Origin of the sequence: Priestia endophytica, from assembly GCF_026790145.1 — a bacterium.
GTDB classification, from domain to species: domain Bacteria; phylum Bacillota; class Bacilli; order Bacillales; family Bacillaceae_H; genus Bacillus_I; species Bacillus_I endophytica_A.
Window position 1 is genome coordinate 322,317 of the sequence record NZ_JALAMS010000001.1, and the last position, 21,909, is coordinate 344,225.

24 protein-coding genes and 1 riboswitch are annotated in these 21,909 nt (G+C 35.5%); of the genes, 9 read left to right on the forward strand and 15 right to left on the reverse strand.

Annotated features, from left to right (window positions below; all coding sequences use genetic code 11):
* Positions 1–2: 2 nt before the first annotated feature.
* A complete protein-coding gene (gene qoxD / locus MOC86_RS01645; RefSeq protein WP_268582455.1) occupies positions 3–320 on the forward strand; it encodes a cytochrome aa3 quinol oxidase subunit IV in 318 nt (105 codons plus the stop codon).
* 238 nt (positions 321–558) lie between these two features.
* Here the strand turns inward: qoxD and MOC86_RS01650 are convergent, their stop codons facing one another.
* Both MOC86_RS01650 and MOC86_RS01655 read right to left on the reverse strand, forming a co-directional pair.
* Positions 559–1,032 (reverse strand): MarR family winged helix-turn-helix transcriptional regulator, encoded by a 474-nt coding sequence (locus MOC86_RS01650; protein WP_268582456.1) that lies wholly within the window; start codon positions 1,030–1,032, stop codon positions 559–561.
* Positions 1,033–1,204: 172 nt separating this feature from the next.
* Positions 1,205–2,146 carry a LytR family transcriptional regulator gene (locus tag MOC86_RS01655; protein ID WP_268582457.1) on the reverse strand — a complete coding sequence of 314 codons (942 nt, stop codon included), beginning with the start codon at positions 2,144–2,146 and terminating at the stop codon, positions 1,205–1,207.
* 326 nt (positions 2,147–2,472) lie between these two features.
* Here MOC86_RS01655 and MOC86_RS01660 point away from each other — a divergent pair, with 326 nt between their 5' ends.
* Positions 2,473–2,862: a tautomerase family protein gene (locus MOC86_RS01660; RefSeq protein ID WP_268582458.1), complete on the forward strand. Its 390-nt coding sequence runs from the start codon at positions 2,473–2,475 to the stop codon at positions 2,860–2,862.
* A 111-nt stretch (positions 2,863–2,973) separates the two neighbouring features.
* Positions 2,974–3,738: a MerR family transcriptional regulator gene (locus tag MOC86_RS01665; protein ID WP_268582459.1), complete on the forward strand. Its 765-nt coding sequence runs from the start codon at positions 2,974–2,976 to the stop codon at positions 3,736–3,738.
* A 38-nt stretch (positions 3,739–3,776) separates the two neighbouring features.
* On the opposite strand, the gene MOC86_RS01670 is transcribed toward MOC86_RS01665, so the two are convergent.
* The 6 genes from MOC86_RS01670 to kynU form a co-directional block, all read right to left on the reverse strand.
* Positions 3,777–5,177: a right-handed parallel beta-helix repeat-containing protein gene (locus MOC86_RS01670; protein WP_268582460.1), complete on the reverse strand. Its 1,401-nt coding sequence runs from the start codon at positions 5,175–5,177 to the stop codon at positions 3,777–3,779.
* Between the two features lie 118 nt (positions 5,178–5,295).
* Positions 5,296–6,651, reverse strand: a complete 1,356-nt coding sequence (locus MOC86_RS01675) for a M20/M25/M40 family metallo-hydrolase (RefSeq protein ID WP_268582461.1) — start codon at positions 6,649–6,651, stop codon at positions 5,296–5,298.
* A 15-nt stretch (positions 6,652–6,666) separates the two neighbouring features.
* Positions 6,667–7,851 (reverse strand): hypothetical protein, encoded by a 1,185-nt coding sequence (locus tag MOC86_RS01680; RefSeq protein WP_268582462.1) that lies wholly within the window; start codon positions 7,849–7,851, stop codon positions 6,667–6,669.
* Between the two features lie 147 nt (positions 7,852–7,998).
* Positions 7,999–8,610: an arylformamidase gene (gene kynB, locus MOC86_RS01685; RefSeq protein WP_268582463.1), complete on the reverse strand. Its 612-nt coding sequence runs from the start codon at positions 8,608–8,610 to the stop codon at positions 7,999–8,001.
* Positions 8,611–8,627: 17 nt separating this feature from the next.
* Positions 8,628–9,467 carry a tryptophan 2,3-dioxygenase gene (gene kynA / locus MOC86_RS01690; RefSeq protein ID WP_419146595.1) on the reverse strand — a complete coding sequence of 280 codons (840 nt, stop codon included), beginning with the start codon at positions 9,465–9,467 and terminating at the stop codon, positions 8,628–8,630.
* A 36-nt stretch (positions 9,468–9,503) separates the two neighbouring features.
* Positions 9,504–10,790: a kynureninase gene (gene kynU / locus MOC86_RS01695; protein WP_268582465.1), complete on the reverse strand. Its 1,287-nt coding sequence runs from the start codon at positions 10,788–10,790 to the stop codon at positions 9,504–9,506.
* Positions 10,791–10,949: 159 nt separating this feature from the next.
* Between kynU and MOC86_RS01700 the strand changes: the two genes are divergently transcribed.
* The gene (locus tag MOC86_RS01700; RefSeq protein ID WP_268582466.1) at positions 10,950–11,582 is read left to right on the forward strand and encodes a TetR/AcrR family transcriptional regulator; all 633 of its coding nucleotides are present in this window, start codon (positions 10,950–10,952) and stop codon (positions 11,580–11,582) included.
* Positions 11,579–12,097 carry a hypothetical protein gene (locus MOC86_RS01705; RefSeq protein WP_268582467.1) on the forward strand — a complete coding sequence of 173 codons (519 nt, stop codon included), beginning with the start codon at positions 11,579–11,581 and terminating at the stop codon, positions 12,095–12,097. The genes MOC86_RS01700 and MOC86_RS01705 overlap by 4 nt, the downstream gene beginning before the upstream one ends.
* Before the next feature lie 22 nt (positions 12,098–12,119).
* On the opposite strand, the gene MOC86_RS01710 is transcribed toward MOC86_RS01705, so the two are convergent.
* The gene (locus MOC86_RS01710) at positions 12,120–12,608 is read right to left on the reverse strand and encodes a sigma-70 family RNA polymerase sigma factor (protein ID WP_268582468.1); all 489 of its coding nucleotides are present in this window, start codon (positions 12,606–12,608) and stop codon (positions 12,120–12,122) included.
* Positions 12,609–13,099: 491 nt separating this feature from the next.
* On the opposite strand from MOC86_RS01710, the gene MOC86_RS01715 reads away from it, so the two are divergent.
* Positions 13,100–13,654: a potassium channel family protein gene (locus tag MOC86_RS01715; RefSeq protein WP_268582469.1), complete on the forward strand. Its 555-nt coding sequence runs from the start codon at positions 13,100–13,102 to the stop codon at positions 13,652–13,654.
* Between the two features lie 99 nt (positions 13,655–13,753).
* Complete coding sequence (locus MOC86_RS01720) at positions 13,754–14,572, forward strand: phytoene/squalene synthase family protein (RefSeq protein ID WP_268582470.1); 819 nt, start codon at positions 13,754–13,756, stop codon at positions 14,570–14,572.
* 29 nt (positions 14,573–14,601) lie between these two features.
* Here MOC86_RS01720 and MOC86_RS01725 read toward each other — a convergent pair whose 3' ends face one another.
* The 6 genes from MOC86_RS01725 to MOC86_RS01750 form a co-directional block, all read right to left on the reverse strand.
* Positions 14,602–15,876 carry an MFS transporter gene (locus MOC86_RS01725; protein WP_268582471.1) on the reverse strand — a complete coding sequence of 425 codons (1,275 nt, stop codon included), beginning with the start codon at positions 15,874–15,876 and terminating at the stop codon, positions 14,602–14,604.
* A gap of 90 nt (positions 15,877–15,966) precedes the next feature.
* Positions 15,967–16,338, reverse strand: a complete 372-nt coding sequence (locus tag MOC86_RS01730; RefSeq protein WP_268582472.1) for a PilZ domain-containing protein — start codon at positions 16,336–16,338, stop codon at positions 15,967–15,969.
* Between the two features lie 74 nt (positions 16,339–16,412).
* On the reverse strand, positions 16,413–16,994 hold the full coding sequence (locus tag MOC86_RS01735) for a YiiX/YebB-like N1pC/P60 family cysteine hydrolase (protein WP_268582473.1): 582 nt from the start codon (positions 16,992–16,994) through the stop codon (positions 16,413–16,415).
* Between the two features lie 333 nt (positions 16,995–17,327).
* A complete protein-coding gene (gene lepB / locus MOC86_RS01740) occupies positions 17,328–17,891 on the reverse strand; it encodes a signal peptidase I (RefSeq protein ID WP_268582474.1) in 564 nt (187 codons plus the stop codon).
* A 90-nt stretch (positions 17,892–17,981) separates the two neighbouring features.
* Positions 17,982–18,338, reverse strand: a complete 357-nt coding sequence (locus MOC86_RS01745) for a LapA family protein (protein WP_268582475.1) — start codon at positions 18,336–18,338, stop codon at positions 17,982–17,984.
* A 94-nt stretch (positions 18,339–18,432) separates the two neighbouring features.
* Positions 18,433–19,158, reverse strand: coding sequence for a YgjP-like metallopeptidase domain-containing protein (locus MOC86_RS01750; RefSeq protein ID WP_268582476.1), 726 nt, complete (start codon positions 19,156–19,158; stop codon positions 18,433–18,435).
* A gap of 237 nt (positions 19,159–19,395) precedes the next feature.
* Positions 19,396–19,497, forward strand: a riboswitch (SAM riboswitch).
* Between the two features lie 86 nt (positions 19,498–19,583).
* Here MOC86_RS01750 and MOC86_RS01755 point away from each other — a divergent pair.
* Positions 19,584–19,829 carry a hypothetical protein gene (locus MOC86_RS01755; RefSeq protein WP_268582477.1) on the forward strand — a complete coding sequence of 82 codons (246 nt, stop codon included), beginning with the start codon at positions 19,584–19,586 and terminating at the stop codon, positions 19,827–19,829.
* Between the two features lie 426 nt (positions 19,830–20,255).
* Positions 20,256–21,881: a M20/M25/M40 family metallo-hydrolase gene (locus MOC86_RS01760; RefSeq protein ID WP_268582478.1), complete on the forward strand. Its 1,626-nt coding sequence runs from the start codon at positions 20,256–20,258 to the stop codon at positions 21,879–21,881.
* The last annotated feature ends 28 nt before the right edge of the window (positions 21,882–21,909 follow it).

The following is a 21,909-nucleotide window of genomic DNA, read 5'->3' on the forward strand; positions in this document are numbered from 1 at the left end:
CTGTGAATGAAAAAGAAAATGTACAAGAAGCTCATAATCGGTTTCCTTGGAAACTTGTAGTTGGGTTTGTGTTATCAATCGTTCTGACACTTTTGACAGTATGGGTAGCCTTTAGGTCCGGTTTTCAAGATAAAATGGTTCTTTCCCTTATGTTACTGTTGGCCTTCTTACAAGCGGGAATGCAACTTGTCCTATTCATGCATGTAAGAGAAGGATATGGAACTGTGCAAGTTAGTAACATGGTTCACGCTTTTTTTACAGCTATTATCATTGTAGCGGGTTCTGTTTGGGTAATGTCATTTGGGATGCATAATCATTAAAAACCTTCATCAATGTAAAAGAGTTGAGTTTGTTAGTAATGATTTATTACTGAGTATGTATCCCTTTTAATGATATATTGAAAAACCTTAATTAGTGTTTATTCATTAGGGTAATCCGCATGTGTTATAGAGTATGTTAGTAAGAAAATAATGTAACAAATGTAGTGTATATCTAACAATTAAGACATAAAAAGCCCCTTGCCATGTTGCAAGGGGCTTTCCTTTGTTATGGAATACCTTATCTCAGCTTTACCTGATCTTTTTCTCTTTCCCCTTCAAGAAGAGAAGAGAGCATGGCTATGAGTGTTTCTTGTTCATTATTGATGTTACCAAAAAACTCCTCATCAACAGCTTCTACAATAGGCAAAACATCTTTTACTTTTTGGGTCCCTTGCTTTGTTGTAGACAAGATCATCTCACGTTTGTCAGATGGGTTCTTTGAACGTATAATAAGTCCTTTTGCCTGTAGCGTTCTTACTACATCAGATACCATCATAATATTCGTTCCAGTAAAATCTGAAAGCTTTTTTTGCGTTACATTTTCTCCATGCGAACTTAAAAATTCATTCGCAGATAGTAGAATGAACTGCACATGAGTTAAATTAAAGGGACTAAGTTTTTTCGTAATTAGTCTCTGCCAAGCTCCAGTTACTTTCCACATCAGAAATCCAGGCCTTTCTTTCGGCACATTAAAGCGTGATTTCTCATTCACGTGATTTATCACCACTGTCTCTACAAATGTCATACAATGATTGAGATAAAGTGAGATAAGGTTTATTCCATTATGACAATATACCCTGTTATTTATTTATTAAACTACTTTTTGAAAATCATTGTATGCTAAATAATAAAAAAGAAGATCTCTAGGAGAGAGAGCTTCTTTCTTATTGTTTAATATTCAAGTGTTCTTTGAGTTCTGTTGAAAGCTTTTCACGTTCTGCCTCTGAAACAACATAGTAATAAACACCGTCTACTTTTTGTCCTTCCCCATTTACTTGAAGCTGTTCTAAGCTGTGTCTAGCTTCCTTGTAGTTGCTTTGGATATCTTTCATATTATCAAATGTTAAGTTCGTTTTTATATTTTTTCCAATGGTATCTAGAATCTCTCCATAGTTGGCAAGGGTGTTAAAACTAGCACCTTTTTTAATTACAGCTTGAATGATTTGACGCTGACGTTCTTGGCGCCCAAAGTCACCACGTGGATCTTCATAACGCATGCGTGAGAATTTTAATGCTTCTTCCCCATTTAAAGAAATTTGGCCTTTTTTGAAATGAACACCATCATACGTGAAATCAAGGGAGTTATTTACCGTTACTCCTCCTACAGCGTCAACAATATCTTTGAAACTTTCCATATTCACTTGTACATAATAATCAACAGGAACATCTAAAAAGTTTTCAACTGTATCAACGGCCATATTAACCCCACCATAAGCATAAGCATGGTTAATTTTATCTGTTGTGCCATGGCCGATAATCTCAGCTCTTGTGTCGCGTGGAATGCTGACCATTTTCATTGATTTTGTTTCAGGATTCACCGTCATTAAAATCATGGAATCTGAGCGACCTCTGTCACCTTCACGCTCATCTACCCCTAGTAAAAGAATAGATATTGGATCTTTTTCAGAAAATTTCACACCTTCATCTCGTTTCTCAGAAACTTTACGATGTAGTGCTTGATGTGTGCTATCAAGTGTATTTGCAAGTGAATGGTACATATAATAAGCAAATCCAAGTCCGCCTAAAATCAGGAGAATAAAAATAATAATGATTGTCTTTAAAAGCGTTCTTTTTTTCTTTGGTTTCTTCTTTGCTCTGCTTTCCATTATGTGTTAAGCCCTCATCTTTCCTATAGGTAGAAACAAATTCTTTCTTATTATATTACAAGACTTCCTAAAAAAGAAAGTAGTTTATATAGGTATAAAGAATGTGAGTTTTGTATTTTTTTTACAAATATGAAGTTTGATATGTGAAAAAAATACATTATCAATAGGTTATTTGATAAAAAACAAATTCCTTTTAAAAGAAAGAAGGATAGTAAGGGATAAGGTTAGAATACTAAATAAAGAGGGAAGTTCTGTTAGTTAGAAACACTTTCGTTTTTAGATGTGGAACATCTTTCATCATGGGATAAACATATAGGAGGTTTACAATGCCATTACTTAAATTTGATGTTATTGAAGGAAGAGATGAACAAAGTTTAAAAAATCTACTTGATGCAGCTCATCGTGCTATGCTAGAAGCATTTGGCGTACCTGAGCGCGATCGTTACCAAATTGTTCATCAACATCCACCACATGAATTGATTATTCAAGATACAGGGTTAGGATTCGAACGTAGCCAAAACCTTGTTGTTATTACAGTTACAAGTAAAGAGCGCACAGAAGAGCAAAAACAAAAGTTATATAAACTTTTAGCACAAGAACTTCATGAAAGCTGTGGAATTCGTCCGGAAGATATTATGGTTTCAATTGTAACAAATGGAGATGCAGACTGGAGCTTCGGAATGGGTGAAGCGCAGTTTTTAACAGGTAAGTTATAAAAAAAGAGTATGAAAGAAGAAACGTTAATCGTTTCTTCTTTTTTTATATAAAATACTTTGACATTCACGTAACGTCAAAGTGTATCGTTAATTTGTAAGGAGGGAGAAGAAATGGAATATACCGTTCAAAAGTTAGCCCGCTTAGCTGGTGTAAGTGCAAGAACACTTCGATATTATGATGAAATTAACCTTTTGAAACCAGCACGCATAAATTCCTCAGGATATCGAATTTATGGGGAACATGAAATCAATCAACTGCAGCAAATCCTATTCTATAGAGAGCTAGGTCTTCATTTGGAAAAGATTAAAGAAATTGTAGCTTCTCCAACTTTTGATCGTTACAAAGCATTAAAAGAACACCATCTTGGGCTTCTTGAAGAAAAAGAACGGATAAACAAACTTATTCAAAATGTAGAAAAAACAATATATGCAGAGGAGCAAAACGAGAAGATGAATGACAAAGAGAAGTTTGAAGGATTTAAAAAAGAGCTTGTTGAAGAGAATGAGAGAAAATATGGAAAAGAAATTCGTCAAAAGTATGGAAAAAAGGAAGTAGAACATTCAAATCAAAAAGTACTAAATATGACGGAAGAGCAATATAAAGAACTAACGGCTACTGAGAAGGAAATGTTCGAAAAACTAAAAAAAGCGTTTGAAGAAGGCGACCCACAAAGTAAAAATGCATTAAGAGCAGCGGAACTCCATAAAAAATGGCTTCTTTATTATTGGAATAGCTATAGTAAGGAAGCTCATAGAGGTCTTGGTGAGGTGTATGTATCAGATGAGCGATTTAAGCAATACTATGATCAACATGGTGACGGATTAGCTGAGTTTTTAAGAGATGCTATTTATGCGTACACTGAAATGGAAAAATAGGCAATATAAAAAACGGACACAATTTTTGTGCCCGTTTTTTAATGGATAAGGAGGTCTGCTTTTGTTCCTTTTTTAAGTGAAAAGTTAAATTCTTTTTCATCCTTATAATGAGGATTAGCGAAGATGGACTTTTCATCGCTATTTGTTAGCTTTTTAAATTGGGAAAGAGAATAAACTTCTTGCTTCTTCCAAGTCCAAATAGCATCCTCGCCAATTCGAGAATCATATACGTTACGATTCAAATGATCGTTTTTATTTTCTTTAAAATCATTGCTAATAAAGATACCTGAAGAACTTGCTGTAAAGACATTCTTCTCAATTGTATTGCCCTTTGTATTATATTGAAGAAGAAGTTGCCCACCGCCTAATTTTTTAAGATCGTTCTTATATAAAACATTGTGAGTGATTAAAGAGTTTTTAGTACCTCCCCGTTTCTTGTCATATCCACCAATAGAGATTCCTGTGTAGTCATTATTATATAGGGTATTATGAGAAATCGTAATATCCTGAGCATCTTTCCCTTTATGCTCTGAAGTAGCTTCAATGCCAATATCGCTTTTGTAAACGACGTTGTTGTTGACTGTAAGATGATGTCCTCCATCAATATAAATTCCACCAGCTGCATAATCTTCACCATAAGCAGGATTGCCATAACTTGAAATATGATGCACAATATTATTTTCGATTTTTCCGTTTCTTACGTAGTCATGTTTTTTGGCCGTTCCTTCATAGCCAATTAAATCAATGCCAATATTATCAGAATATCTTACTGTATTGTTTGAAACAGAGAAGTTTGAAACGTTCCCATTTAACACAAGTGATTCACTTGATCCAAGTGTTAGATGCTCTAGTAAGTTTTCTTTAATAGTAAGGTTTGTAATCTCTTTTGTTCCATAAACCGCAATACCGTGAGCATTGCCATCTTGTCCTGTTGTTTTTATATGATGAACTTTGTTAGATAGCAGTTTAATTCCTGTTCCTTCCCCTGTAACATAAATCCCCATAGGAGTTTGATCTGTGAGAGAAGTAGATAAGTTGCAAATCTCAAGACCTTGAATCGTTATGTAGCTCTTATCTTGAATTTTAACGAGTGCTGTTTCTTCTTCTTTTTCGGGAAGATCACTGCCATCTAAAATGACGTGTTCTTTTTTATAAGGGCGAAATAGGATAGGAGATGTAGATGTACCACTATGTTTAATTGTAAAGGCTTCTTTATATATCCCACCTCGAATAAAGACCGTTGTTCCTTTCGTTGCTTCCTTGCTTGCTTTTTCAAGGGTTTTGAAAGGATACGCTTTTGTTCCTTTATTATGATCATTTCCCTCAGTTGAAACATATAAGCTGCGTGTTTCGGGTGGGGAAGATTGGCGCTTATTTGAAACGGTAACGATACTAATAATAGCAGCGACCAATATGATAAAAAACAGGCTTTTTTTCATTCGTAAAATTCCTTCCTTGAATTTTTTAATCTCTTCATATTCTCATAACTTATTTCTCGTGGCTATGTTTTTGAAAGAATAAAAAACCGGTAGAGTAAATAACTCTACCGGTTTCAATCTACATTTCACAACCTAGCGCATGAATAACATGACAAGTACACTTAATCCCATTTAAAAAGTAATCAATGCCAATATTTTCATTTGGAGAATGATTACGCTGATCAAAATTAGCATAAGGAACAATAATGGAAGGAGTTTTTAGAATTTTTGTCCAAACATAATCAGGAAGTGAACCACCCAAACTTGGTTGAATAAGAGGTTCTTTTTTATAAGCTCTTTCCATTGCTTTGGCAATTACTTTTACTTTTTTCAAATTTGCTGGAGTTCTGGAAGGAAGCATAGAGCCTAACATGTTTACTTCAATACTTGGATCAACGTTATGAACATGATGGACAATTTTTTCATAAATATCTGCCGGGTCTTGATCAACAACAAGACGAATATCCATTTTCACTGTCGCATGGGAGGGAATAATGGTTTTTATCCCATCTCCTCCATATCCACTCGCAATACCACCAATATTAAAAGTCGGTTCCATTGTTAACTTATGATAATAAGTTACGCCATCCATATTCAAATCAGTATACCCAAGCTTACTAGCTATATCTTCCTTATCAAAAGGCAGCTTTTGCAGAAGTTCTTTTTCTTGTTGAGATGGTGCAATAATGTTGTCGTAAAAACCCTTAATAAGAACCTTTCCACCGCTGTTTCTCATCGTTTTGAGGACGTCAATCAATTTCCAACTTGGATTTGGAACAATGTTTCCAGCGTTCCCTGAGTGATTATCCCAATCAGCTCCATATGCCTTCATTTCAATAGCAAGAGCTCCACGTACTCCTAATAGCATAAGAGGAGAACCACTGCTATGGGAAGACCCATCTGAAGTGTAAACAAGATCTGCTTTCAAGAGATCTTGGTGTGCTTCTACAAAAGAAGCAAGATTAGGGCTTCCTTTTTCTTCTTCTCCTTCAAAAACCAATTTTAGGTTAATAGGAAGCTGTGAGAAATGCTCTTTATATGTTTTGATAGCCATAAGCTGAGCAATTAGTTGTCCTTTATTATCTCCTGCTCCACGTGCGAAAATTTTCCCTTCTCGTATTGTTGGCTCGAATGGGGAAGACTCCCATTTATAAAGCGGTTCTGGAGGTTGTACATCATAGTGACCATAAATAAGCAAAGTAAAAGCATTAGGATCTGTTATTATTTCTCCATATACAACGGGATGTCCATCTGTTTCAATAAGGCGAGTATGGATTCCGATGTCATGCATCATATTTCGCAGAAGTTCGGCGCATTCAGTAATTCCGATGTTTTGTGTACTAATGCTTTCTTGACGAAGAAGTGTAAAGAGATATTGTAGATACTCCTTTTCTTTTGTTTCAACTATTTTTTCTAAGGTGTTTAGTTCATCCATTCTTTTTCTCTCCTTTTATAATGTTTGAATTAAAAAGCTTGCAATGATAACTGATGCGACTGTAACAGTTGTAAAACCACCGATAAGCATTGGAGGAGAGAGTGCATCTAATAAGAACTTTTCCTCTTCATCTGTACGTCCAAGACTCCGACTTACTTCTTGACATAAAATGTAATCAGAAGGAAATCCAAACATAGCAGTGAGAGCCAGGGCCATTCCTTGATAAGGGTTTACTTTAAGCAGCTTTGAACAGAGAAAACTTCCGATAAGAATCCCGATTAAGCCTAAAATGATAATGGTTAGAATTTGTGGAATGAAATTTATGAATGTTTGCAGGCTAACTTCACTCATAGAGTCAATAACAATAAAAATAGCTCCTATCATGGCCACACTAGAGGCTTTAGCATTATCCATAATATTCTGTTCGAAGAATCCAATCCGTGCTCCGATAATCCCAATTAATAAACACCATACCGTGTTATGAAGGCCCGTAAAACTTTCTAATAAAATAGCAAGAGCTCCTCCAACGAAAAGTTTAAAAAGAAGAATGTTTGCTGTATTAAATTTAGATTTTGGAGATGAGATATTTGAGCTATGATGATGCTCTGTTTTTTGTACAGGTGCTTCTAATGCTACTGCTATTTCTCCATTTTGAGAAAATTCATCTCTTAAAATAAGAGCATATTTCCGTAAAAATAGAGTTGCTACCGGAATGCCAAAAAGCTTGTGGATGGCTAAGATAAGAGCAGGAATAGCTACTAAGTAACCGAATCCTTGTTCCTTTAATTCAGTTGACGTAATAATGAAAGCAACGATTCCCCCAACAAGTGGACCAACTCCTGAAACTGCTGTTTCATAACCAAATATAAGTGTACTAATCGGAATGACGAGTAACACGGCAAAGAAGATGCCGCTTAATGCAATAAGGACGGCTTTATATTGTCTAAACATCATTTTTAATGGAATGAGTGTTCCTAAATGAACAACAAGTGGGGTAACAAGTAAAAATCCAATTTGGTTAAATGATGAAGTATCTACAATGTCTTTTGGAAGTACACCAGTCCAGATAAGAATTAAAAATCCAATAAGTGTAACAAGAAGCATAGGAATTTTTGCTTTTGTTACAATCGACACAACTTCTCCTAGTGCAATTAGAGCAAGGATAAACATTGTCGCAATTACTGGCTCCTGAATGGCCATTTCATTGCCTCCTCTAAAGGTTATTTTCTACTAAACATCATGTTTTATAATATATTGAAAGTAGTAAAGGTAGGTATGTAAGGGGAGTAGGTGCAGAAACAAAGGGAAAGGAAAAGAAAAAATTCCATTCCCTATCTCTTTAGAACTCTACTTTTTCTCTTTTTTTAATAGGGCACGCACAGGACTACCGTCTCCTTCTACAAGAGGAAGGGGAAGAGCGATAAGCTGATAGTGTCCGGAAGGAATATCATCCATTATCAGTCCTTCTAAAATATGAATACCGGAGCTTGCTAACTTATGGTGATTAGGCAGTGTTTTACTTTCCATGTGATCAACAGAAGGCAAGTCAAAACCAATAAGAAGTACTCCTATACTAGCAAGATAGTCAATGGCTTCTGACTCAAGCGTTGGAATTTCTTCTGGATAGACAGTACGATTCTGCCATGCATCAGTACGTATTAGGAGTCGTGTTACATTATCTAAATTTAATTTTTCTAATTCTTCTTTTTGGATTAATTGCCGATTTGGTAAGTGAACAACAACTGCAGAACCAATATATAAGTTAATGTCTAAATCAATTACTTTTTTCCCTTCATTATCAAAATGAAAAGGTGCATCAATATGAGTGCTCAAGGTGAGTTTGCCGATATTAACAGACCCACTTTCTTCTTTTGATACATCCACTTCATATGAAAAAGGGGTATCTCCTGGCCATACAGCTATATTGTTATCAAGTCGCTGTGAAACATCTATCCACATCACAATTCCTCCATCTTCTAAATTTTTGTGCGAAGGCTCCACAGTTCAGGGAAGAAATGCTGATCAAGTGCTCTTTTTAAGTACGTTACCCCAGAAGACCCTCCTGTTCCAGTTTTATGACCGATAATTCTCTCAACTGTTGTCACATGATTGAAGCGCCACAATTGCTGTTGACTTCCAATGTCAACAAGCTTTTCAGCTAGCTCATATAAATCCCAATATTGGTTAACATTGCGATAAACTTCAAGCCAAGCCAATTCGATGCTTTCATTTGGCTCATATTGTTCGGAATAGTCTCTGTTCAGACATTGCTCGTCAATTGGTAAGCCACGCCTAGACATAGCTTTGACTGTTTCATCATATATACTTGGCTCACGAAGTGCTTGCTGCATTTGATTGAAAAGATTTTTATCATGTTTGTAGACAACTAGAGTATGAGCATTTTTGTTTCCTAAAGAAAATTCAATAAGACGATTTTGGTACGACTGAAACCCAGAAGACTTTCCAAGGTCGTCTCTAAATTCCATATATTCAGCAGGCGTTAAAGTTGAAAGGATGTTCCAAGATTGAATGAGCTGTTGTTGAATACGAGAAACCCGAGAAAGCATTTTGAAAGAAGCTTCTAAATTATCATTGCGTATACAGCTAATAGCGGCCTTCACTTCATGCAAAATAAGCTTCATCCATAGTTCACTTGTCTGATGAATAATAATAAATAACATTTCATCATGATGACCAGAAAGTCTTTGCTGACTATCTAAGATTTTATGAAGATGAAGATAGTCACCATAAGACATTTCCTTTTGAAAGTCAGTTTGAATATTTTGCTCTGGGCGAGAATTGTTTTTTGACGTCATATTTTTCATTCCTCCTATGAAATTTAGCAATTGATATTAAGCAATAATTTCACGTTCATTTTTATATTGTTTATAATGCTCTTTTTGCATAATTTCTTTTAATGTTTGAACAACATTCCATATTTCTTCATAGGAGGTATAGAGCGAAACAGGAGCAAGACGAATGATATTTGGTGACCTAAAGTCAGGTATGATGCTGTATTCTTTAAGGGATTTACAAATGCGAGCGGCTTCTTTATGCTCAAGGCTTAGATGACCTCCGCGTTCATTGGCATTTTCAGGACTTCCGATAGTAAAAGAAAAAGGTGATAAATAATAGTTTACAAGTTTGATAAGATAGTCTGTCATGGCTACAGACTTATCACGAATCTTTTCAATGCCAGCTTCATGAAAGATTTCAAGAGACCCAATTAAAGGGGCGAGGCTTAGCAGGTGAGGAGTGCCAATCTGGTAAGCACTAGCTGTGTCAGCAGGTGTCAATGTATGCTCCATATCAAACTGTTTTTCTTTACTAGAACTAAACCAACCAGCAAGACCTGGAGAAGTGCCAAGATGTTTATGATTTACATATAAACCTCCAACAGCTCCTGGTCCGCCATTAAGATGTTTATAATTACACCAATAGGCAAAATCAATGTCCCATTTATTGAAAAGGTGAGGGATAGCACCAATAGAATGACAAGCATCAAAGCCAACTAAAATGCCGCGTTTATGAGCTTCTTTTGTTAATGTCTCCATATCTAGAATTTGGCCGCTTCGATATAGGACAGTAGGGAGGATCATAATAGCAATATCTTCAGTCATCAATTCGATAATGTCTTCCGTATATAAAAAGCGACCGTCTCTGCTTTTTACTCTAATAAGATGTGTTTCAGGGTCATAACCATGTGTATGCAGTTGACTTTGAATAGCGTAAATATCGGAAGGGAAATTAAGTTCATCAGCTAAGATTTTAGTTCGTGTTCCTTTTGGGTGATAAAATGTAGAGAGCAACTGATGAAGGTTAACGGTTGTTGAGCCTGTTACAATCACTTCTTCAGCAGAGGCACCTATGAGTGGAGCCAGTTTTTCACCGAGGTTTTCTGATAACGTAAACCAAGGATGCTTGCCTGATGACCAACCATCAATTCCTAAGTTCTTCCAATCATCAACAACTTCCAAAAGAGTTCTCTCAGCTCTTTTAGAGAGAAGTCCTAATGAATTTCCATCCATATAAATGGAGTCTTCCTTCAAATAGAATTCTTGTCTAAAAGAAGCTAGAATATCCTGTTCGTCAAGATTTTTAGCATATTCGAGTGTGGGTTGAAACGAAGAGAAAGGCATGATTAATCAATCTCCTTGCTACATTATTTTTAGAAATCATATCAACAATATGACATGATGTCAATTTAATTTTCGGAATATTTATTTTATTTCCGAGCTTCCTATACTTTTCTTTTATTTGTGAAACTTATATGCTAATAGAAAGAGGAGGAAAATGCGATGAAAGAGCATGAAATAGAAGATAAGCGTCATCTTCGATCGCTTGTTACACGCCGAAAAATTTTAGAAGCGTCAAGATATATATTTTTGCAGGAAGGATTTCAAAAAACGACGATTTCACAAGTAATAAAAAAAGCAAAAGTAGGATATGGAACAGCATACGTTCATTTTAATGGAAAAGAAGCGTTACTTTCTGTGTTAATGGAGGAAGTAATGAATCAATTTTATGAGATTGCAGAAATGCCTTTTTTTCCAAAAACAAAACAAGAAGCTAAAGAAATTATCGAAAAACAAGCATATCGTTTTCTCAAGATGGCTGAAACAGAGCGGGAGATTATGAGGGTTTTTCAAGAAGCCATTGGTATGTCAGATGTTATTGCACATCAGTGGAAAGATATCCGAGAACAGTTTATTGCACGTATATCAAAAGACATTCTTTACGTTCAGGAACATCATTTAGCAAGAGGTGATGTGAAGGCACATATTGTGGCAAAAGGATGGTTTTTTATGAATGAAATGTATTTATGGGAAATTGTTCAAAATGAACATGATGGAAGTGTGGAAGAAATTTCACGAACTATTGCTTCTTTATATGTTGATGGTCTATACGGTGAAGAGGAGGAAAAGAAATGAACATTAGTCAAAAAGTGATAAAAGAAAGAAAAAGAGAAGTAATAGAAGCGATCTTAGACATGAAACAAAAAGAAGTTCATCGGATTCGCGCTCGAATCCCTATAGAATATGCATCAGAATTTTGTCTTTATAGAGCATCTAAAAAGCAATTTCATGATGAACTAGATGCTTATATTACACTTTGGGTGCAAATGTTGTACGATGATGAAGAATGGACATATAAGATAGATGAAGAGGTTGCAAATGGAATTTATACATACTGGATTCAAAACAAAATGAAAGACTATACCTTTCAAAGACTAGATGTAAAAGAAGTAAAAGAGTATATTTTAGGTGGAGCAGCAGTGATGATCAGAAGTGAAAATATAGAATATGAATATGGAAGGCTCTCTCCCTCTTTTAGGCTAAATGGGCCCATTATTTCCTCATTAGAACTTCGCTATATGAAGAGCTATGCAGGATATAGAGAAATCTTTTTTGAGTCAGAACAAGAGTACGGGCTTTTTGTAGAATAAAAAGACCTGTACTCTTATTTTATTATTTTTTATATTTATTTCGAAGCTTTCTTTTGGCAAGCTTTCCCCACGTTTTTACAGTTTGAGGGGAAACATTATAGCGGGATGCAATATCTTCAAAGCTCCTATCGTTTATAATCCTCTCTTCAACATAAACTTTCTCACGCGGGGTTAGGCATGTACAGTATTCGGCAAGGAGAAGTTTTTGAAGAATCTGATCTTGAGCAGGTTCTGCTATCAGTTCTAGAGTATCGTGTTCCATTTGGACGCTTCGCTGTAGAAAGAGGCTTTGTTTATAAAGTATCTTTAACACTTCACCGCGTATTGTCTTGTAAGCAAATGTTGTGAAAGTTCCTTTGTTTTCTTCAAATCGATTTGCTGCATACCAAAGGCCGATAAGAGCAGTTTGATAATATTCTTCATAATCTAATTTGATGTGTAACTTGTGTAAAATGGAATGAATCATTGAATCATATTCTGCTTTTAATGCTTCGAATTCATTGTTCTCCACTGCTAAACTCCTTCAGTGCAAAAGCTTTTGCATATATTGCCGCGGTAATTTCACTGTACATAATAAAAGACGAAAAAGCTAAAAAGCTAAAAAAATGTTAAAAATGTTATCTACAAGAACAAAATTAGGTAATAATCACGTACATTAAAAGCCTAAAATGAAGAGAATGATATGAAATTTTCTTTGTGCTGAAAAAATTTATCCTTTACTTTGAAAGCGTTTTCAAATATAATGGTTATAGGTTGGGTAGCATGCGTGGCTACCATGGCATATGGCGAAGGCGGGGCCAATGCACAAGTTAGACATAAGAAAATCTTCTGATTATTGCCTACACTCAGTAACACTGCAGGTTTAAACCTTCTCATTTCTCACGGAAGAGTCCTCTGTTAATGCTCAGCAGAGGGCTTTTCTTTATTGTCTAAAACTGCTGTTTTGTATAAAAAAAGAAAAGGAGGAAAAGATATAAAAAAAGAATATAGTTGAGGATGTATATGATAAGAAAACTGTTTATGAAGCGGGAGTTCAATCGGAAAAAACTGTGGCTTTATTTTATCCTTGATATTGTAGCATTAGCTTCACTTATCTTAAATTCATTTATAAAGGTTCCACCTGGTTTTGGGGGAACTAGTTTGTTAATATTTTTTCTTTTACTTTTAGGATTATGTCTTTTTTTACTTGCTGAATTTGTCATTCTTATTCCCAAAACAAATGAATCGCTTCCAAGCATTTTTACTGGTTCAGCATTAGTGATTTCTTTAATGATCATTACGTATGCAGATATTTATTTGCAAATTTATCATCTAAAAGGTGGACAAACCTTTTCGGGAACGTATCTTACAGGTGAAGATTTCCTTTACTATAGCATTACAACATTTACAACAACAGGCTATGGCGATGTCTCATCAACACATATTGTTTCAAATGCTGTTGCTTCTCTTGAAATGATGACAGGTTTTATGAGTAATACCCTCTTAATGGGGACATTGACAGCAAAGCTTGTTAATAAAGGAATCAAGGTTAAAGGAGACGATCGTTCTAAAAAATAGCAGATGAAGCATAAACATAATAAATGTTTGTTAATCTGTTCACCTATAAATGATACAATAGAGAGAATGGAGCATATTGAGAAAGGGAGATAATTAAAGATGAGTGAAAACATACGTTTACATAAAGATGCGATTGAAATGCTTAAGGAGACGAGCCGTACCTTTTTTATTCCAATTACGTACTTGTCAGAAGGTTTAAAAGAAGCTGTCGGCTCTGCCTACTTATGCATGAGAGCAATTGATGAAATTGAAGATCACCCTGAATTGGAAAAGAAAGCAAAAGCAACATTGCTTCGTTCCGTAAGTTCCCTTTTACGAAAAGGCGTTTCGAAAGAAGAATTAGCAAAGCTTTTCGCTCCTTATCAACATATTCTTCCTGAAGTTACGCTTAGGTTAGCAGACTGGATTGAATATTGTCCTAAAAAAGTTGTAGATCAAGTGCTAGATGCAACGGCCATTATGGGAGAAGGAATGGCTGATTGGGCTTTGAAAGATTGGGAGATTAAAAGTGAACAAGATTTAGATGACTATACGTACTATGTAGCAGGCTTAGTTGGCGTTATGCTTTCAGACATTTGGAAGTGGCATTCTGGTATCGAAACAGATAAAGATCTAGCAATTGGATTTGGACGTGGACTGCAGTCAGTGAACATTCTAAGAAATAGAAGTGAAGATTTAGAAAGAGGCGGCATTGATTTCTTTCCAGAAGGTTGGGAAGTCGCAGATATGTTTGCATATGCTCGTCGCAATTTAAAGCTTGGTGAAGAGTATACAAAAGCAATCAAATCTGGGCCAATTCTAGATTTTTGTAAAATTCCACTTGCTCTTGCAAAGGCTACACTTCAAGCATTAGAAGAAGGAAAAGAGAAGATGACGAGACAGGATGTTAACAGTGTTGTAAATCGCGTTGTTGAGTAAAAAAAGGAACCCAGGCTCTGGGTTCTTTTTTATGTGCTATTGTCAATGCCATCTTGGTGAATTGGCTTTTTGGCTGTTTCAGGAACAAATAAAAGCCCAATCACAGCTATAATAGCAACTCCTACAAGAAAGAAGGAAGGAGTAAGCGAACTTTGAGATAAGGAAGTAAGAGCTGTAATAATAAAAGGAGCTCCTCCTCCGAATATAGCTGTGGAGATATTATACGAAAACGAATATCCGCTGTTGCGAACCCGACTTGGAAATAAAGGCGGAAGAGCTGCAGGCTGAGCACCAACGAAAAGCGAAACAAGAATTCCTAATAATAAAAAGCCAAAGAGAGGTCCGAAGTTTCCTCCATCCTTGATGAGCCAAAAAATAGGCACAGCACTTATGATAGCTAGGACACTTGCTAAAAACATAAAAAGTTTGCGTCCAAAATGATCGCTTAAAATGTCAACAAAGGGAATAAGAAAAATCATAAAGATCATTCCGATGATGGTTATAAGTAAGGAACTGCTTGCCGAAAGTCCAATTTCGGTTTCAAAGTAAGAAGGGAGATAAGTTAAAAGGGTGTAGTATGCTCCATTTGCAAAAGCAATACAGCAAAAAGTTGTCAAGAGAGGTTTCCGAGCAGTTGAGAACATTTCTTTAAACGGTTTTTCGGATAAAGAATCTTCCTTCTGTAATTTAGAAAAAACGGGTGTGTCATCTACTTTTGTACGTAAATACATACCAATTAAAGCTAAAGGTAGGGATAAGATAAACGGGATGCGCCAACCCCATAGATTCATAGCATCTGCATTTAAGATGGAGGTAAGAAGAGCAACAGAGCTTGCTCCAATGATATAACCAAAAAGCACACCAGATTCAAGGAAACTTGTAAATAAACCTCTTTTTTTATATGGAGCAGATTCTGTCATAAAAACGGTAGCTGCTCCATATTCTCCCCCTGCAGCTAGACCTTGAATCATTCGCATTACAACTAACAAAATAGTAGCCCCTACTCCAAATGATTCATAACTAGGAATAATTCCAATAGCTGCTGTTGAAAGTGACATAAGAACAATTGTTATTGTCAAAATCTTTTTTCGACCTAATCGATCTCCAATAGACCCAAAAATAATACCACCAAGCGGTCTAAAAAAGAAGGAAATTGCAAAAAGAGCAAAAGCATATAAAAAGGCAGTTGTTGTGCTGCCAGAAGGGAAGAACTGAGTACCGATAATTCCTGCTGTGTAGCTATCGTTGCTTATTTCATTTTTATGTTCGCCTGATTTTTGACCATTTCTCCTTTCTCCTTTCAATTGTCTTTCTCGTTATTTAGCCTTATAGAACGCTTGATAAACAGAAAAATCAAAAAAAAGAGTAATGTACAAAACTTTTAGCTTTGTACACTACTCTTTTTTTAAGCGTTTCTGGTAAAGTTTAATTTCATCAATAATTTCTTGGCGTTCATCTTCCTCATTTTCAAGTGAAATTCCATATTGAAAACTTTCTTGAACAGGTCTTTTCCAAAGGATTGTCCCATTGTAAGAAAGCTTAGTACTATTTATCGTGAAAGAAACGTTAATTTCAATTTTTTGATTGGTTTCAATAGGAAGTTCTAATGGCGATTGAAGGCGCAGTCCGTTTGGGCTTATGTCAATAACTGTGACGCTGTCGCTTCTGCTTTGCACCTGTTTACCATTCCATCGAATAATAGAAAAAAGCCCTTTTACCGGTGCTTCGAATTGAAAGCGAAAACCTTCATTACGTCGATACTGCATCTAGCTATTCCTCCCACTGCTCTATTCACTCTTTATTATAAAAGAGTAGGGAAGGAAAAGGAATTTATTTTCTTTTACAGAAGGCGAAAGAGAAATGTAATGCTTTTATCTTTTGCAATATGCTCTGGAAAAAGAGGGCGATGCTGTAATGGGGCAAGGGTAATATTTGCTTCTTTGTAAAGGATATCAATATGTTCAGAGCAAATATATTGGTTGTTTTGTTTATAGTTAGGAACTTTAAATACAATACGAAGTAGAATTTTTAGAATTTCAAATTTATCATAGTGTCTATTTAGAAGGGAAATCCCTTTATCAATTAGTCTTTTTTTCTCTTCTTCTGAGACGTTATCGCTCATAAATTTATCATGTCTAGCGATAAATAGTTTACCTCTATAGCTTTCATTTTTATTTTCATAATTTTTAAAGTAGTGGGAGAGGGGAACAATACGTACACCATCATCCTCAACACTTTCCATTACTAGAATACGATCTTCCCATTTGACAATAACCCCAACATGACTGAAAGCAGAACGTGAAAAAAATCCAATGAGACGACTTATTATATAATGACCAGAGCAAAGTAAGATATCGCCTGTCTGAACTTTTGATAAAGCTTCTTCATAAGAATAAAAAGGCAAATTTTGAATAATAATCATCTCCTTTGCTGTATTATATCGATTTTTTCATATTTGGTATGGGGGAAATGGAAACAATATATAGAAGAAAAAAACCATTCACATTGAATGGCTTTCTTTATATAGAGCTTATTTTTAATTTCGTAAATAAGGTGTTTTTCATTGGAATAGAGCCGTTTTCAGGAAGCTAGGCAGTCAGAAAACAGATTACTAAAAACGCAATAAGGGAGCGGAAAAGTAGCATTAAAATTCCTCCTTGCTCTAATTGCTTTTGCTACTTTTAGTATAAAGGAAAAACGTAAATTCGGTATCAAAATAATATTACAGTTATGTAAAAAAACAGGGAGGTAAGAGTTAATGCATAAAACTGATCTCATTCAGTGGCCAATATCTCATGTTCACTTCCCCAACAATATTATCGATTTTAATAAGCCCAAAATGGCGCCCATCATTGCTTATAGGACGATTATCGCCTAATACAAGGACATAGTCTTTAGGAATCTTAGCTAGACCTACTATTTCTTTTAGGGTGAAATCATTCGTTACTTGTTCATATGGTAATTTTTCTTGCTTTGCTTTGCTTAAATAAGGTTCAGCTGTTTTTTGTCCATTGACATAAAGAACATCGTTTTTGAACGAGATATTTTCACCAGGCAGGCCCACAATTCGCTTTACAAGATATTCTTCCTTATGCTCGGGAGACTTTAAAACGACGAGATCTGCTCGCTGGGGCTTTCCATACTTATAGTTTACTTTATTGACGACAATTTTGTTTCCATCTTTTAAGTTAGGTAGCATTGAATCCCCTTTTACTGTATAAGGTTGGAAGAAGAAATGTTGAATAAAAAAGGATAAAATAATAGCTAATATGATGGTTTTTACATAAGACCAAAGTTCGCTTTTTGTACTTTTTGTCAAGCTACAATTCGCTCCTTTTAATAAAGATAGTTGGATGCTATGCAACACAAAGAAGGCTAGTACATTTCCCTGTACTAACCTTCTACATCTTTATTTATTTAGCCTGCTCTTTATACCAACATTTTTATTTTCGGAAGAAGATATTTCTTTTTCCTTCTTTTTTGCGGCCGTTGTATGGTCTTTGTCAGCTTCAATAGAAGGAGGTACTGATGCTCCATTTTTTTGAAGTTGACGGATTTGACTCTGAAGACGAATGATTTTAACCAAACTCAATGATACAGCTACAACGCCACCAAATACAGCAGAGCCAAGAATAACGAGAATCAGTGGCCAGTCTTGTGTACCAAATACGTAGTTAAACTGAACGGGTTCATCATTTACAATAGCTAAAATAGCAACGATAAGAGCAAAAACAAGAGCTAAAATAAAATAGCGTTGTCCTTTCATAAAAAAATTCTCCTTTTTAGGTGGATCAGTATTTTTATGTTTATACCCCTCAATTATAAGTATGAAACCATTTCAGCTCTACTACTCCTTTAATTTATAGAGAGAGCGTATGTTCTTTTAGCCACTCTAAGCGTTCATTATAGTCTTCAAAAAGGGAAGAAGGATTTTGTTCCACTTCTTTCGCGATAACAGCTTCAATTGTTGCCATTGGTGCCATAAGCAAATGCCAATCTGCTTTTACATCTCCGTTGTTGTAAGAAACAAGGTTAGGCGATTCTTCCCATGTGATAGAAGCTACATCGTTTGTTAAAAGAGGGTTAAGGCTTTTTAAAATATCTTTTGTTTTATCATGGCCTTTTGTTATGTACCATTCTTTTAACATAGTAAAGATTTCTTCATTCGTTTTTGCTTCATCCCAGCTTGTTGGAGTTTGTGCTGTGAATTTTGAATATTTAAAAGCGAAAGATGGAGTATCTTCAGTTGTTTCGATGTTTAAACGGTACTGACGTCCAAGGTAAAAGAAACGCTCTCCAGATTGAAACGATTTCTTTTTATCAGATTTAACAACGTTTTCTGCTTCTGTTATTTTTTCTTCATCTTGAGTATGATTTTCCTCAGAAGTTTGAACGTCTCCTAGCTGCTCAGCAATCCAGTCGGCTTTGCGAGCTAATACAAATTGAAGGTTGCTTTTTGTAAAACTTTTCGGTACAGTAAGCAGAACCCCTTCATCTTTGCAAACTGAAATTTGAACGTTTGTTGTATTTTGAACTTGGTGAATCGTGTAATTGAAACTATGCTTTTTTGTTTTAAAATGATACATATTGAAACTCCTTTCTACAAATTTTCATTGTATATGTAAACTAAGGTGAAGGTCAAGGTTACACCGATAACTTCTTATTAATAATATCAGGAAATCGATACATATGCTCAAACTGTTCTTTCATTTTTACTCAAAATGCTCATTTACAAAGTGAAGAATAGTTGGTATAATTCCATTATTCACAAACATATATTGTTTATTAAGACAGTCAACTTTATTAACAATAGAAAAATATACAACTTATCAAGAGTGGATAAGAGAACTGGCTCAATGATTCCACAGCAACCTGCGTATGCAAGGTGCTACTACCAGCAAAGCAAACGCTTTGAGTGATAAATGTGCAGAGAAAAGATGCCAATCGCTTTTAGCGGTTGGCATTTTTCTTTTGCCTTTGTCGAAAAGTATATTAAAAGGAGAGAGATAAAATGAAACATGTCGAGTGGAAAGCTTATGTTGAAAAAAATTTAGAAAATGTGGTGTCAGAAGTTTATATTCATTCCCTTGAGACATTTATTCAAATTATCGCTAAAGATTGTGACTGTACATATTCAGTAGCTATTGATTATAAGGACCTACAGAGAAGTGATGATGAGAGAGTGTCTAACCTTCTCTTAGAAAAGCTTCAGAGAGTCGGCTTTGAGCATAAAGAAAGAGTGCTTGCCTCTTATTAGAAAGCGAGAACGAATCTAGTATTCATCACGTATAATAAAGTGAGCAAACTACCTCTATAGGATGTTTGTAAAAACGCTATGAGTAGCACAAAATAAATTTGTCAAAATTTTTTAAAAAATATACATCCTAAACAGTCAAAAACTGTGTTATCTTATATAAAAGGTAAATTGAGGAAGGAGCGACGGTCATGGATTATTCCATTGAATATGGAAACGATCAAAGCAGTGAAGAACTAATTGATCATATCTTGGACTATTTAGAAGCAAAATAAGAAAAAAGAGCAGCCTACAAGTGAAAGAGCTGCTCTTTTTATTTGGTTTTCTTTCTTTAAAAAGTGGTTGACGTAAAAAGAAAGATAGCGGAGAATGGGCTTAATTATAGCAGCATAAACATTGCTTTCTAAAACGTCGAACAGGGGGGAGAACATGAAAGGGCAAACTTACTTTCAAACAAAACAACAGCTCATCGACCTTCTTTGTGAACTTGTGTCCGTTCCGAGTATTACTGGAAGCTCTGCAGAAGGAGAGATGGCCAAGTTTATTCATCGTAAGCTTCTGCAACTTCCATATTTCAGAAAACACCTTTCTTATGCTCAATTACATGATACGGAAGACGGCAGATTTATTGTAACTGCTTTTGTAAAAGGTCGAAAAACAAATAAAACGGTTATTCTTGTTAATCATCATGATGTTGTTGGAGTTGAGGGATATGGGATTTGGAAAGATGCTGCCTTTAACCCCATTGAACTAACAAAACGATTTTATGGGCAGCGTGAGCTTGTACCATTTGAAGTCCGCCAAGACTTAGATCGAGGAGAATGGCTTTTTGGACGTGGAATTATGGATATGAAAAGCGGAATGGCGACTCAAATGTCTCTCATTGAACGAGCGACAAATGGAGACTTTGAAGGAAATCTGTTGTTTTTATCTGTTCCAGATGAAGAAGTAAGTTCGATAGGAATGAGAAGAGCAGTACCTGTTTTGCTTGACCTTGCAAAACAACACAGTTTTCAATATTCTCTTGTCTTGAATGGAGAACCGATGTTCAGTCGTTATCCTGGTGATACGAAAGATTATTTATATGTTGGATCGATTGGAAAGGTATTTCCAGGTTTTTTTTGCTATGGAAAAGAAAGTCATGTTGGAGAGCCTTTTGCAGGGCTTAACGCTAATTTACTTGTTAGTGAGCTTACAAGAGCATTAGAGCTTAATACAGACTATTGTGAAGTGATTGAAGGGGAAGTAAGTCCTCCTCCAACTATTTTGTCTCAGGGAGATTTAAAGAAAGAGTATTCAACACAAACCCCAAACAGAGCGTTATCTCTTTATAATTTCTTAGTGATGAAGAAGCCGATGGATAAGTTTGTTTCTTCGCTATTAGAAAGTGCTCAGCAAGCAGCTCGTGAAGTAGAGAAGCACTATAATAATCGCGCTTTTCATTATGGAATGATGCAATCTTCTACTCCAAGGTCTGTAAATGTTCACGTTTTTACGTATGAGAAACTTTATAAATATGGGGTGGATACTTACGGGAAGGAACACGTTGATAGTTTAATTAAGAAGGTACAACATGAGACGTCCTCTCTCGATCATAGGGAACAAACAACGGCTATTTTGAATGAGCTTGCTCTTTTATGCAAAGAGCTTTCACCAATGATTATCCTGTTTTTCGCACCACCATATTATCCTGCTGTATGTACAGATGATCATCCACTTGTAAAAAAACTTGTTCAAATACTAACAAAAACAGGTGCAGAAAAGTATGGGATAGCGTTTCATAAGCAGCTTTACTTTGGAGGCATTTCAGACCTTAGCTATGTTGGACTTGATCATGCGTTAGAAACTTTCTTGCCACTTGTTCACAACATGCCATTGTGGAAGAAAGGCTATGATATTCCATTTTCTAATCTAGAACAGTTTAAAGTACCTGTCTTTAACTTAGGTCCTAGAGGGAGAGACGCGCATCAGTGGACAGAACGACTTGATGTTAATTATTCATTTGGTCCTCTTATGGATTTGCTACACATGACTGTAAAAGAATGTTTTAAATAAACGAGATTCTCAGTACATTAAAGAGAAC

Bases quoted from the DNA above. Each gene is read 5' to 3' on its own strand.
- MOC86_RS01660 (WP_268582458.1), top strand. From the start codon at position 2,473: ATGCCATTACTTAAATTTGATGTTATTGAAGGAAGAGATGAACAAAGT.
- MOC86_RS01700 (WP_268582466.1), top strand. From the start codon at position 10,950: ATGAAAGAGCATGAAATAGAAGATAAGCGTCATCTTCGATCGCTTGTT.
- kynU (WP_268582465.1), bottom strand. From the start codon at position 10,790: ATGCCTTTCTCTTCGTTTCAACCCACACTCGAATATGCTAAAAATCTT.
- MOC86_RS01680 (WP_268582462.1), bottom strand. From the start codon at position 7,851: ATGGCCATTCAGGAGCCAGTAATTGCGACAATGTTTATCCTTGCTCTA.
- kynA (WP_419146595.1), bottom strand. From the start codon at position 9,467: ATGACGTCAAAAAACAATTCTCGCCCAGAGCAAAATATTCAAACTGAC.
- MOC86_RS01670 (WP_268582460.1), bottom strand. From the start codon at position 5,177: ATGAAAAAAAGCCTGTTTTTTATCATATTGGTCGCTGCTATTATTAGT.
- MOC86_RS01750 (WP_268582476.1), bottom strand. From the start codon at position 19,158: ATGTATCATTTTAAAACAAAAAAGCATAGTTTCAATTACACGATTCAC.
- MOC86_RS01735 (WP_268582473.1), bottom strand. From the start codon at position 16,994: ATGATTATTATTCAAAATTTGCCTTTTTATTCTTATGAAGAAGCTTTA.
- MOC86_RS01745 (WP_268582475.1), bottom strand. From the start codon at position 18,338: ATGAAAGGACAACGCTATTTTATTTTAGCTCTTGTTTTTGCTCTTATC.
- MOC86_RS01720 (WP_268582470.1), top strand. From the start codon at position 13,754: ATGAGTGAAAACATACGTTTACATAAAGATGCGATTGAAATGCTTAAG.
- MOC86_RS01655 (WP_268582457.1), bottom strand. From the start codon at position 2,146: ATGGAAAGCAGAGCAAAGAAGAAACCAAAGAAAAAAAGAACGCTTTTA.
- MOC86_RS01730 (WP_268582472.1), bottom strand. From the start codon at position 16,338: ATGCAGTATCGACGTAATGAAGGTTTTCGCTTTCAATTCGAAGCACCG.
- MOC86_RS01675 (WP_268582461.1), bottom strand. From the start codon at position 6,651: ATGGATGAACTAAACACCTTAGAAAAAATAGTTGAAACAAAAGAAAAG.
- MOC86_RS01705 (WP_268582467.1), top strand. From the start codon at position 11,579: ATGAACATTAGTCAAAAAGTGATAAAAGAAAGAAAAAGAGAAGTAATA.
- kynB (WP_268582463.1), bottom strand. From the start codon at position 8,610: ATGTGGATAGATGTTTCACAGCGACTTGATAACAATATAGCTGTATGG.
- MOC86_RS01715 (WP_268582469.1), top strand. From the start codon at position 13,100: ATGATAAGAAAACTGTTTATGAAGCGGGAGTTCAATCGGAAAAAACTG.
- MOC86_RS01755 (WP_268582477.1), top strand. From the start codon at position 19,584: ATGAAACATGTCGAGTGGAAAGCTTATGTTGAAAAAAATTTAGAAAAT.
- MOC86_RS01760 (WP_268582478.1), top strand. From the start codon at position 20,256: ATGAAAGGGCAAACTTACTTTCAAACAAAACAACAGCTCATCGACCTT.
- MOC86_RS01665 (WP_268582459.1), top strand. From the start codon at position 2,974: ATGGAATATACCGTTCAAAAGTTAGCCCGCTTAGCTGGTGTAAGTGCA.